The following is a 12,162-nucleotide window of genomic DNA, read 5'->3' as shown; positions in this document are numbered from 1 at the left end:
TTATGCCTCTAAATAGTCCTTTAATGATGCAAGCAGCTTCCCCCAGCCCTGATCCATTCGGTCGCGTACGATGGTGTGACGTTCTCCAAATTCTGTCTCCTTGTCCATATCCCATCCAGAATGGATCAATGTAAGGGCTGTCTGGTTGGCTATCTCCTTTAATTCAAACGTCAAAACCCAGTCCTTTCCCCAGCGAAATGAAAGTCGGTGCGACGGATTTATTTCGGTTACTTCGCACGGTGACATTCCAAACGGACCAGCGTTGAGATGAAATCGATGGCCGACAATCGGTTGAAAATCATTCGGCATAAACCAAACAGCAAGACCTTCGGAGGTAGCTACCGCTTTCCATGCTTGATCAATAGGGGCATTTAATCTCACTGTTCGGCGAATATCCGTTAACGAAGAACGATTTCCAATGTTCATTTTCATGTCCTCCAGCTTTATTTTTCGAAACCAAATAGTTTCATTTTGATTATACGAAACCATTTAGTTTCATGTCAATTTTTCTAAAAATCTAGCAAGCTTTGTGAACGAAGCCATGATTGAACGCAATGAATGAATGTTTTGGAGGCAGGAGAAAGGTGATAGAAAGATGACGCTGCGATGCCAATCGTCCGGTAATAATCTCCCTCTAAATGGATGGTACAAAGATCATCTGGCATTCGAAAAAGCGCCATTTCTGGCAAAATACTGATGCCAAGCCCATGCTGTACCATAGCTATAATCGCTTGATCCTCTACCACCTCATACTTCACTTTCGGAAACACGCGATTTTCCTTTAATATGGTTCTCACATCATGGTCGTATCCCCATTTTGGCATAATAAACTCCTCTTCTTCGAGCTGCTCGAGTGGAATCGATGTTTTTCCAGATAAATGGTGTTGCCGTGGAACCATGCACACCATTCGATCCTTCTTTAAAGGGATCGTTTCTAAAGATTTCGCAGCTGTTAAAGATAAAAAACCAAAATCTACCTCTCCACTGGAAATCCAATGGCGAATCTCGTCATAATCCCCTTCTAACAGTTTAATCTCGATCAAAGGATGGTGCGTATGAAACATGCGAATGACCCCGGGAAGCCAGCGCGCTGAAACACTAGTAAAAGTGCCGATTCGCACCATACCAACCTCTAATCCGTTAATAGCAGCGACCTGCTGTTTTAATTTTTCATTCCAGTTTAGTATTTCTCGCACTAATTTCAATACTTGCTCTCCATTGCTTGTTAAACGCACACCCGATCGGTCTCGCTGTAAAAGCAAAAATCCCCACTCCGCTTCCAAGCTCGCGATGGCATGGCTTACGGCCGATTGAGTTAAACGAAGAGCCTCCGCTGCTTTCGAAAGACTGCCAAACTCTACTACTGCATGGAATATTTCAAACTTAGTCAACGACATCCATTGTGCTCCTTTTTCATGAATTTTTTTCATAAAAAATATGATAAAGATTCAATTTTCTTATATTCATTGTACATGTATACTATTCATCAAACAATCCATTCAACAATTTAGGGAGAGGGTCAACCGATGAGTCAAATGAAAGCAAATGTCATGCTATTTTTGATTACGATATTTTGGGGTTCTTCTTACTTATTTATGAAAATGGGGCTGAATTCCATTCAACCATTTAGCTTGATTGCTTGGAGATTCGGCATTGCCTTTTGCTTATCGTCCCTTATTTTTTATCGACGGCTGCTTCAGCTTGACCGAAAAATTGTAAAAAGAGCAGCCCTTCTAGGAACCATCTTATTTTTCGTATTTGCGTTCGTTACAGTGGGCGTAAAATCCACCTCTACTTCACATGCGGGCTTTTTAGTAGGATTCACCGTTGTATTAGTTCCGCTGTTTTCTGCTATCTTTTTAAAGAAAAAACCAGAAAAACGAGTCATCATCGGCGCAGGCGCTGCCATGTGCGGAATCGGACTGTTAACATTAAACCACGGCTTCGCGATAAGCCAAGGGGATATATTCTGCCTAATGACAGCTGTATCGTATGCGGCTCATATTATGATGACCGGGCAGCTGACCAAAAACGTTGACTCCATTGCCCTTGGCGTCCTGCAGCTTGGCTTTTGCGGAGGTCTTGGAGCCTTATGCTCGCTTTTGTTTGAATCGCCAAGTATTCCAACTCAAATAGAATCATGGATCGCCATTTTCTCCTTAAGCATATTTTGCAGCGCAATTGGATTTGTCGTACAAACAGTTGCTCAAAAATATACGACAGCCACTTATACCGGCTTAATTTTTTCACTTGAACCTGTTTTTGCTGCTTTATTCGGCTACATCTTTTTAGAAGAGGTTTTGCCGCTTAAAGGATACTTTGGAGCTGCACTCGTCCTGTTTGGTGTTATTTATGCTCAAGTTCAAAGCGGAAAGCAAAAGCGACAAAGCATAGCGGCAAGAAAAGCGATGGAGATGTAAACCAAAAACGTTTGGGTTTTTGCTGCCCAAACGTTTCTATGGCTATTCCGTTGACCGAAGAAGCTCAATAAAATGATGAACAATTTTTGCCGTCAGTCCCCAAATGACCTTATCTTCATAATAATAAAAGTATTCATCGATTTGCCGCGGACGCCAACGATAGTTTTTCCCTCCTGGAATTTTATCAAAAGGAAAATTGGCATCGGGACACGCTTGAAGCTGCACATGATAAATCTCTGGCTGCGTCTCATAAAAAAACGACAACGGCACCGTGAAGATTTCGTCCACTTCCGATTCATTCGGCTTTATTAAATGAGGAGAAGCAAGAGTAGCGACAAACGGATAAAGGACCATCCCAAATGGGGAAACGATATAATCAAGCGGAAATACATCATGAATAGCATCTTTTTCGATTCCCAGCTCTTCGCACGTTTCACGGATAGCAGCCGCTTGTTCATTCTCATCGTCATGATCGACCTTGCCCCCTGGAAAACAAATTTCCCCAGGTTGTCGCCGAAGCTGAAGTGAGCGAACCTCAAATAACAGATGAGTGTCTTTCTCTTTTTTTATCAACGGCAGCAGAATGGCAAATTGGGCGAACTGCTCGATGCCGAGCAGTGACGGAGTTCGCTGCTTTAGCTTTTGAATCTTTCCATCCATTCTCATCCCTCCCTTTTCTCCTATTATAGATAAAAAATGTTTGGAGCTTTCTTTTATTTTGACAGCCGGCTTGTTTAAGAAGATTCGTTCCATTTCAAGCTGTATTTATAAAAAAAATGGATTAATAAACATCACGCTTAACAAAAACGAAAAAAGCGATAAGCAAGGCAGCGATTCCCCATACAGCTAGAACACTCATCGAAAATCCGATCGTCATTCCATTAATCGGCGGCGCTGTTCCACTAATATAGTCTGTCAGACGCAAATTGACCATAAAAAAGTATTTGGCGGATTCCCAAGAAGAAACCATGTTCGCTAAAATAGCGCCAGAAATCAAGGCTGCCAGCATGACTCCCATCACGGCCGCCGTGCTTCTAATTAATACGGATAACATAAATGTCAATGTTCCTACAACAACAGCTACAAACCAAGCAAGCCCCAGCTCCATCAATAAATATTTCCACTGAGAAATTAAGTGGACATTGGCTGTATTCAATTCTTCTCCTTGAATTGTAAACCCTGTCAACAGCGGCAAATTCCATCCGCCATATCCGAATACAGCGCCAGAAATCAGCCATGAGAGACATACAAGCGATAGGACAATAAAGGAGATCGACAACAGCATCGCGATATATTTACTTAATAGGATTTTCCATCTCTTTACTGGCCTTGTGAGCAATAATTTGATCGTTCCTCCGCTTGCTTCTGAAGAAACTAAATCAGCCACTACGACCATCACCATCAATGGAAGAAACAGATCGATAGCGTTTTCAACAAAGGTGCGCATAAAAGTCGGAGCCCCTGGCGCCGACGGATTAATGTTGTGGTCTAAATAATATTGTTGCTGCTGAAGACGAATTTGTAAAAACTTGCGCCATTCTTCATCAATGCCGCTTGAATTCAAGCGATTTTGCGTATCAATAATTTGCTGCTGAAGCTGTGTTCGCCAATCGGCCGTGCCGAGCCGTTTTTGCACATCCTGTACATGCTTAAATTGCGCATATGTAAATAAAGCCACAAGAACAGCGGTAATGGCAGCAATAATGAATAACCGCTTTTTACGGATAATTTTTAACATTTCATTATAGACAAGATCAGTCAATCGTCTCTCCTCCTGTCAGCTCAATGAATAAATCCTCCAGTGTCGGCAACTTCGGTTCCATTTGGCTCACCTTAACACCTGCTTGCACTAATCTTTCATTCCATGCTGCCAATTTCTCTTTTTCATAATATGTAATCAATGTATCAGCCTGTGCTGATAAAATCACCGTTTCGCTTTCTAATTGTTTTTTTGCTTGTTCCAGCGGCTCTACCTTCCAAACGACCCGCGCTTGTTCCTTTAATAAATGGTCCACTGTATCGATGCGAATGATGCTTCCTTTTGACAGAATCGCTACCCGATCACACATCAGCTGAATTTCACTCAATAAATGAGAAGAAACAAGCACACTTAACCCTTCTTTTTCGGCTAAAAAACGAATAAACTCCCTCATCTCGCGAATGCCGATCGGATCCAGTCCATTTGTCGGTTCATCTAAAATCAGCACAGATGGCTTTCCTAACAACGCTTGAGCAATACCTAAACGCTGTCTCATTCCTAATGAATAGGTGCGAACGCGGTCATGAATACGGTTCTGCAATCCTACAAGCTTGACTACTTCCGTTATTCGTTCTTTCGAAATATCCGGTAGCATGCGAGCAAAATGTTCTAAATTTTCCCATCCAGTTAAATAAGGGTAAAGTTCAGGGTTTTCTACAATACAGCCAATATGACGGATGGCCTTCGTAAATTGACGCTGAAGATCATATCCACAAATCGTAATTCGGCCTGCTGACGGTTTAATCAAGCCGACAAGCATACGAATCGTCGTCGTTTTTCCCGCTCCATTAGGGCCTAAAAAACCAAATACTTCCCCTTTTTTTAACGAAAATGAGAGACCTTTAATAATCGTTTTTCTTCCGATTTTCTTTTGCAAATCTTCAACAACGAGCGTCTGCGTCATTTTTTCCCCTCCTTCGTAAATGTAATCAGCGAAGACAGCCGTTCGCCGATCAGCTTGTACCCTTCCTTATTTGGATGGAATTGATCGCTATAAAGATAATCATTGACACGCAATTCAAATAAATCGTACGTTGGAACAGCAATAATATGAGGATAACGCGCCGCTACTTCGGCTGAATCATAATTCCACTGGCGCACAATCGCTGAAGTAGTTTCCGCATGATCAAGCTGGTTAAACGGATTGTAAAGCCCAATATAAAAAACAACCGCGTTTGGATTCACCGATCGAATCGTTCGGAAAATGGCATCTAAATGACGCAAATAAACGCTTTTTATTCGGTTTAGGTGCTCAGCTGAGAGATTTTGCAGCGTCTCTCCTCCTTGAAACAAATCATTGCCGCCGATCGTCATAAATACAAAGTCCGCTTGCTTCAATTGGCGCTGTACTTCATTTTGCTGGAGTTGTTGCAGCAGCTGCTCCGACACCTGTCCTTTGATCGCCAAATTTGTCAGCTGAATCGGCTGCTTCGTTTTCGTCCGCAGCTCGTCCAAAACGTAGCCAACATACCCCTTTCCTGTTTCATCACCTGTTCCCCGGGTTAATGAGTCACCAAGCGCCACAATCTGCAAACGGTGGTCCTCATCAGTCGTTTCTTCTGCATGATGATGTGTCGACAGTGAAGCAGCTGGCTGAAAAAATTGGTCGTAAACGGTCAAGCCAAGCCCAAAAAGCCAGCAGCCTCCTGCAATGATAGAAAGAACCGCAATTACTTTTACCATATTCATTTTCCCACGATCATCCTTTCGCAGCACACTGTACTATCTTTCATTATAAAATAGAACGATGCATAATGGAAAAAAAGCGGCGCATCAAGCAGCCGCTTTTATTGACCCAATCGTTTTTGCAAATAATCAATAATTCCCATCGCACAAACACTAGCATCCAGCTCCAGCACAGAGTGTATATGAGCCTGCCGCGGCACATGATGTTCGGCTAAACGCGGCTCTACAAGCCCCAACAGACCTTGAGTCACCGCCTTCGCTTTTTCTTCAAAATCACGGGTGGACTGTTTCTCCATCACGTGTTCTCCTATTTCAATAAATTTTGGCAGCCAATAGCGCAGCTGCTCAAATACAGCCTTCGGATTTTTAGACATGCCAAAATGACCAAAATAAACATAATCGAGTTCTAAGGCTTCGAGCCGTTCTGCCGAGGCAAGCATCGCATGGGGATCAAACTGGTTTGGTGAAGTGGAAGGCAAATACAACTCCAGTCCGTATTCCAGCAGCTGGTGGTAAAATACCCCTAACGTATCCCCTGTAAAAATTCCCTTGCTCCGAGAATCATAGATGGAAAAATGGTGATTCGCATGTCCAGGAGTGTTGAAAAACGTTAAAGTGCGATGCTCGCTCAGCTGAAGTGTGTCCCCGTCTTCTTTTACTACAATGCGCTCTTCCGGAATCGGGATGATCGGCTCAAACAATTCAGCAAATTTTTCTCCATACACCGCTCTTGCCCCTTGAATTAATCGCGTAGGATCGGCCAAATGGCGCTTTCCTTTCGAATGAACGATAATGTTTGCATGGGGGCATTTTTCTAGCAACAGTCCCGCACCGCCAGCATGATCCAAATGAATATGCGTCACAATAATATTGCGCACATCAGCGGTATGCAATCCTAAAGCTTCTAGACCTTTTAATAAATGCGGAATCGATGGGCTGGCGCTCGTTTCGATAATCGTCAGCTCTTCTTCATGAAGCACATATGTACCGGTACGCTCAGTCCAGCCGACATCGAATACATCAATTAGCGAAATTCCATTTCCTAAATCCATGATCGTCTGCATACATTCATCTCCCATCCCCTATTGAAGCTTTCTAAATATTTTACCAAAATAAGTGAAGAATCTCTATAAAAAGATATAAAACGGCATTCAATGGCACATTCATCATCTCTAACCAAGAAATCCCCACCTCTAAGCGAATCAGAGGTGGGGGGAGTGTTCAATCTAGATTGCTATGCTGGCTAAAGGCTTGTTTGTGTTCAACCTGTTTCATTTCTGCATATTGCAGGCAAATGGCATCTAAAATAATATGGATGCACTGGTCAAATAGAGAGCTTAACGGCTGTATGCTTGCTTTTTCATGATCGCGGCGATATTTAGTCGCTGCAGGAACATAAACTATGCAGGAAGCCTTTTGAGCAAGCGGGGAGGCTACATCAGTCGTAAAAGCCAGCACTGGACAGCCAAGCTGCCTCGCTTTTTCCGCCATCCAAACGGTACTTTTGGTTACACCTGAACCAGACACTGCGATTAATACATCTCCATTCTGTATCGACGGCGTGATCGTCTCCCCAACTACATAAACATCGGCGCCAAGATGCATAAGGCGCATCGCAAACGCTTTTGCCATCAATCCAGAACGTCCTTCTCCTGCCACAAAAACTCGTGTCGCAGAGGAAAGAATCGTTACCACCCGTTCCATATTAGTCGTTTGAAAATCACCAAGCGCCTGTTCGATCTCTTTCATGATTAATTGAAGGGGATCGTTCATCCATGACTCCTCCTTGCAAAAATCGCTTGTTTCAGTGTTTGGGCCGCCTTCTGTTTATTCTCTGCCTTTGTGATGGCAGAACCGATAATCACGACATAGGGCTGCAGCTGCTTCACCATATTAAGAGAATCAAGGGAAATTCCTCCGGCAATCGCCCATGTCCGTCCTTGCATCTCCTCCAAAAACATAGGGAACCGTGCTGCGTTGAAACCAAAAAGCTCTTGTTCATCCTTGCTTACATGAAGGCAAAAAATCGCTTCCTTATATTCTAGCAATGACGGCAGAAGCGTTTCATGGACATTCAATAAATCAATCATGACTCTTTTCTTTCTCTTTTTTGCTTCATCCAAGCATGTCTTCACGGTAATATTCGGCGCGACTCCCATCGCTGTCATTACGTCAGCTCCCGCTTCAAAGCACATCTGGCATTCATATGCCGCGTTATCCATTGTTTTCATATCCGCCACAAGCAGTTTATTTGGAAACTCTTTTTTCAGCCTTTCAATACTTTGAACACCGTATTCTTTAATTAAAGAGGTGCCGACTTCAATCCAATCAATTTCATGATACACCTCCTCTGTTACATGAATCGCTTCATCCATTGTCATTCGATCAAGCGCAAGCTGAATGTACATCCTCCTTCTCCTTTCCCCATCAAGGCGGCTTTTTCTATGCGACAATGTATGCCAAGTTATATCTATATAGGTGCTCTGCTAGAAGATTCACGAATCATCAATGTACACGGGAAAGTGTATAAGCTTGAATCGGGTAATTCCTCGTGATGATGAATTTGCTGCAGCAGCAACTCGGCCGCTTTTTTCCCCATCGCATATGCCGGTTGAGCAATTGTGGTCATTGTCGGTTCAGAAAAACTAGCAAAAGGAATATTGTCAAATACAACGACGGCCACATCATTTGGAACGCGAAGACCGTTTTCTTTTAAAAATTTCATGACTTCAAAAAAGGATAAATCATTCCCCGCTACTAATGCCGTTGGTTTGTCCGGCAATGCAAATAAACGGCTTAATTCGGAAATCATTCGCTGGATTTCTGTTGAAATCATATATTCTTGTTTGATGGGAATGCGATAGTCGTTTAGCGCCTGCTTATAACCGTTCATTCTCTCCATGCGCGGATAAATCGTTAGCGGTGGCGTAATTATGGCAATGTCTCGATGCCCCTTTTCAATCAAATGGGCCACCGCCTGATAGGTTGCCTCCTTATTATTCACAACAATGGTACGGATATTGACTTCTGAAATCTTGCGGTCTACAAATACGACTGGATAACGTTCCTGCTCCATTTGTTTGTACAACTCAAGATTGCCGCCAGTCGGAAAAAGGATTAACCCATCCACTTGTCTTGCTCGCAGCATCTCAATATATTTCCGTTCTTTAACCGGATCGTCGTCTGCATTACAAACAATGGCATGCATATCATGCTCATGACAAAAATCTTCGATGGCTCTGCTAATTTCCGTCGAAAAGCTATGCATAATATTAGCAACAATAATTCCGATCATGGCTGTCCGTTTTTGCTTTAAACTTCTGGCAATATAATTCGGATGATAGCCAAGCCGTTCAATGGCCTCACGAATCTTTTCTTTTGTCTCTTCTCCCATATGCTCATATCGTTTATTTAAAAATTGCGATACCGTGCTTTTTGATACCCCTGCCGCTTTGGCTACATCTGCCATTGTTATTCTTTTCATAACCCCTCTTCCTTTTTATAAACTTCGCTAAATTTCGATTATTTCCATTTTAACAAGAATAAACTGGCCTATCCAGCACATGGGAAGAAAAGCAAATTCTCTTTTCCTCGCTAGCCTTTCAACCGTCTATTTCTGGTTATTGTGCCGTCATCGTGCAAATATGCAATTTTTATCGTATAATAATGATAGCCTTTCATTTGTGTGCTTGATGGACCTCCCATTGCTCAGGCACATGTTTCTTTTTGAGGGATTGTTGTCCTTTCACCGCCATCATCGTGAAGATCGCGGCGAAGAACAAAGATCCTGCCATAAAAATATACGAGGCTCCAAATCCTCCCGTGGCCCCATTCAAATAGCCGACAATATAAGAGCCGACGAACGATCCGAGCGCTCCCATACTATTGATTAAGGCCATCGCTCCTCCAGCAACATTGCGAGGCAAGATTTCAGGAATAATCGCAAAAAACGGTCCGTACGGGGCATACATGGCTGCTCCTGCTACTACCAGTAAAAAAAAGGAGATCCAAAAGTGGCTTGTGCCAATCATATAGGAAGCATAAAAGGTAATCGCTCCAACAAGTAGAAACGGCCATACAAATATGGTTCGATTTAACAGTTTGTCAGAGTAGTAGGAAGCGGCGAACATGAAAATAATCGCCAACACATAAGGAACAGATGATAACCAGCCCGTTTTGACAATATCCATATTAGGCGCGGCATGGATAATAGATGGAAGCCACATGACAAATCCGTACACCCCAATGCTCCAAAGCGCATATTGCAAACTCAATAATATGACCGTTTTTGAACGGAATGCCTGACTGTAATTTTTTACAGGCGTTAATTCTTGCTGTTCGCGCTCCAATTGAGCTTGCAGCTGCTGTTTTTCCTCATCCGTCAACCATTTGGCCTCTTTTGGTTCATCATTGACAAGCTTCCACCAAATAAAAGCCCATATGATGGCCGGGACGCCTTCAGCAATAAACATCCAGCGCCAGCCTACTGCTTCAATTAAATACCCTGATAAGATAGACATCCATAGCACTGTTGCAGGATTCCCTAAAATCAAAAAGGTGTTTGCTCGCGAACGCTCCTCCTTCGTAAACCAGTGGCTTAAAAATACAAGCATGGAAGGCATGACAGCGCTTTCTACCACTCCTAATAAAAAGCGAATGACCATAAGCCACTGGATATTACTGACGATGCCAGTGGCACTCGCAAGTCCTCCCCAAAGAATGAGCGACCAAAAAATCAGCTTTTTCGCGCTTTTATTTTCGGCATAATGGGCACCAGGAACCTGAAAGAAAAAATAACCAAGAAAAAACAGCGAGCCGAGCAATGAAGATGTCGCTGCGGAAATATGCAAATCCTCCGCCAATCCTCCCGCCGCGCCAAATCCATAGTTGGCACGATCCAAATAGGCTAGACTGTACGTAATGAAAACAATCGGAATTAAACGATACCAGCGCGATTTCGCTATTGTACGCTGCATGCCGCATCCTCCCCATGATATTTTTGCATGAAGCTGTCTAACTCTTTTCGATTAGGATAGCCGTCGCTGTCACCTATTGATTGAACAGCTAAAGCTCCGATCGCGTTTCCTCGCATCACCGCTTGGAAAACGGGCATTCCTTCTAAAATTCCGCTGATAAGCCCTACAGCAAAACCATCTCCAGCCCCAACAGTATCTACTACTTTCGATACTCGATATCCCGGAACATATCCCTCCTCATCGCAAGATTTATAGAACGCCCCTTTGCTTCCTAATTTTATAACAACCAGCTTCACTCCTCTTTTTAAATAAAAATCAGCGATATCGCTCGGCTTTGTATAGCCCGTTAGCAATTTTCCCTCTTCGATTCCCGGAAGAACGTAATCACTTTTAAAAGCATATTCATTAACCATTCGAATCATCTCGCCTTTTGTTGTCCATAATGCAGGTCTTAGATTAGGATCGAACGATATCGTTTTTCCTTCTTTTCTCATAAATGATTGCGCGTGCTTGGCAAATTCTCGCATGGAGCTGGAAAGGGCTAAAGGAATCCCTGTCATATGCAGATGTTTAGCGGAACGGAAATAGGCTTCGTCAAAATCAGCCACGCTTAAATGACTGGCAGCTGAATGTTTTCGAAAATATTGTACTTCTGGATCTCCCTCACTTACTTTTGCTTTTAGCTGAAAGCCTGTCGCAAAAGAAGCAGAGATGTGGACCTGCTCAATGTTCACCTGTTCCTGACGTAGCTGCTCGAGAATATAGTTCCCAAACACATCATTTCCAACTTTGCTGACCCACCCGCTTTTTAGCCCTAATCGAGCAAACCCGATGGCCGTATTGACCTCCGCCCCGGCAAGCGCTCGCTGAAAGCGGCTCACCTGCTGAAGCGATCCAGGCTCCTCCGCAACAAACATCACCATCGCTTCTCCAAACGTGACAACATCCATCCTCTCTCCCCTTTCTCATCCTCTTGATTCTGCGATTTTCGTATTTTTGTTAAAGATCCGTCCAAGCCATATAAAGGCAGCTTGAAAATCGAAGAAAAGATCACTGAAAAATCGATGATCAGTCAGAGACAAATCTTATAAGTTTGCTTTCATCATGCAGACATGTGATAAGAGTCCAAATACTGCTGTTGTTTGAACGCGGGCCATTGAATTCCATATCCATCCCTTATATTTATAGCTCGTGTGTCATCATGAAAGAGAGCCACCCCCCCCCCCGAAAAAATTGAAACTTTTCTCGCTTTCAAACGTCTCCTCTTCGTTTAAGGCTTGTAAATCGGTTTTGTAAATCGGTTTACAAGAATTATAACATT

General features: G+C 43.1%; 13 protein-coding genes. 1 reads left to right on the top strand and 12 read right to left on the bottom strand.

Annotated features, from left to right (window positions below; genetic code table 11):
• On the bottom strand, positions 1-426 hold the full coding sequence (locus tag B6A27_RS07895; protein ID WP_080861166.1) for an SRPBCC family protein: 426 nt from the start codon (positions 424-426) through the stop codon (positions 1-3).
• A gap of 83 nt (positions 427-509) precedes the next feature.
• Complete coding sequence (locus B6A27_RS07890) at positions 510-1,397, bottom strand: LysR family transcriptional regulator (protein ID WP_080861162.1); 888 nt, start codon at positions 1,395-1,397, stop codon at positions 510-512.
• 129 nt (positions 1,398-1,526) lie between these two features.
• Between B6A27_RS07890 and B6A27_RS07885 the strand changes: the two genes are divergently transcribed.
• Entirely contained in the window at positions 1,527-2,420 is an 894-nt protein-coding gene (locus B6A27_RS07885; RefSeq protein ID WP_080861159.1) for a DMT family transporter, read from the top strand.
• A 42-nt stretch (positions 2,421-2,462) separates the two neighbouring features.
• Here the strand turns inward: B6A27_RS07885 and B6A27_RS07880 are convergent, their stop codons facing one another.
• The 10 genes from B6A27_RS07880 to B6A27_RS07835 all read right to left on the bottom strand — a co-directional run bounded on the left by B6A27_RS07880 (position 2,463) and on the right by B6A27_RS07835 (position 11,791).
• Positions 2,463-3,086, bottom strand: a complete 624-nt coding sequence (locus tag B6A27_RS07880; RefSeq protein WP_369824153.1) for an NUDIX hydrolase — start codon at positions 3,084-3,086, stop codon at positions 2,463-2,465.
• Positions 3,087-3,201: 115 nt separating this feature from the next.
• The gene (locus tag B6A27_RS07875; protein WP_080861151.1) at positions 3,202-4,182 is read right to left on the bottom strand and encodes an ABC transporter permease; all 981 of its coding nucleotides are present in this window, start codon (positions 4,180-4,182) and stop codon (positions 3,202-3,204) included.
• A complete protein-coding gene (locus tag B6A27_RS07870; RefSeq protein WP_080861149.1) occupies positions 4,175-5,083 on the bottom strand; it encodes an ABC transporter ATP-binding protein in 909 nt (302 codons plus the stop codon). The genes B6A27_RS07875 and B6A27_RS07870 overlap by 8 nt, the downstream gene beginning before the upstream one ends.
• Positions 5,080-5,868, bottom strand: coding sequence for an SGNH/GDSL hydrolase family protein (locus B6A27_RS07865; protein ID WP_080861145.1), 789 nt, complete (start codon positions 5,866-5,868; stop codon positions 5,080-5,082). The genes B6A27_RS07870 and B6A27_RS07865 overlap by 4 nt, the downstream gene beginning before the upstream one ends.
• A 98-nt stretch (positions 5,869-5,966) precedes the next feature.
• Entirely contained in the window at positions 5,967-6,929 is a 963-nt protein-coding gene (locus B6A27_RS07860) for an MBL fold metallo-hydrolase (RefSeq protein WP_080861142.1), read from the bottom strand.
• 157 nt (positions 6,930-7,086) lie between these two features.
• Positions 7,087-7,638 (bottom strand): 6-phospho-3-hexuloisomerase, encoded by a 552-nt coding sequence (gene hxlB / locus B6A27_RS07855; protein ID WP_080861140.1) that lies wholly within the window; start codon positions 7,636-7,638, stop codon positions 7,087-7,089.
• Positions 7,635-8,273 (bottom strand): 3-hexulose-6-phosphate synthase, encoded by a 639-nt coding sequence (gene hxlA, locus B6A27_RS07850; RefSeq protein WP_080861138.1) that lies wholly within the window; start codon positions 8,271-8,273, stop codon positions 7,635-7,637. The genes hxlB and hxlA overlap by 4 nt, the downstream gene beginning before the upstream one ends.
• A 62-nt stretch (positions 8,274-8,335) precedes the next feature.
• The gene (locus tag B6A27_RS07845) at positions 8,336-9,349 is read right to left on the bottom strand and encodes a LacI family DNA-binding transcriptional regulator (protein ID WP_080861136.1); all 1,014 of its coding nucleotides are present in this window, start codon (positions 9,347-9,349) and stop codon (positions 8,336-8,338) included.
• 193 nt (positions 9,350-9,542) lie between these two features.
• Positions 9,543-10,841, bottom strand: coding sequence for an MFS transporter (locus tag B6A27_RS07840; protein WP_080861133.1), 1,299 nt, complete (start codon positions 10,839-10,841; stop codon positions 9,543-9,545).
• A complete protein-coding gene (locus B6A27_RS07835; protein ID WP_080861131.1) occupies positions 10,826-11,791 on the bottom strand; it encodes a sugar kinase in 966 nt (321 codons plus the stop codon). Before B6A27_RS07835 ends, B6A27_RS07840 begins: the two co-directional genes overlap by 16 nt.
• Positions 11,792-12,162 lie beyond the last annotated feature (371 nt).

The organism is Anoxybacillus sp. UARK-01, from assembly GCF_002075365.1.
Classification (GTDB): Bacteria; Bacillota; Bacilli; order Bacillales; family Anoxybacillaceae; genus Anoxybacteroides; species Anoxybacteroides rupiense.
Note: the sequence above shows the minus strand (reverse complement) of the source record. Positions and strands in the feature narration are given on the sequence as shown.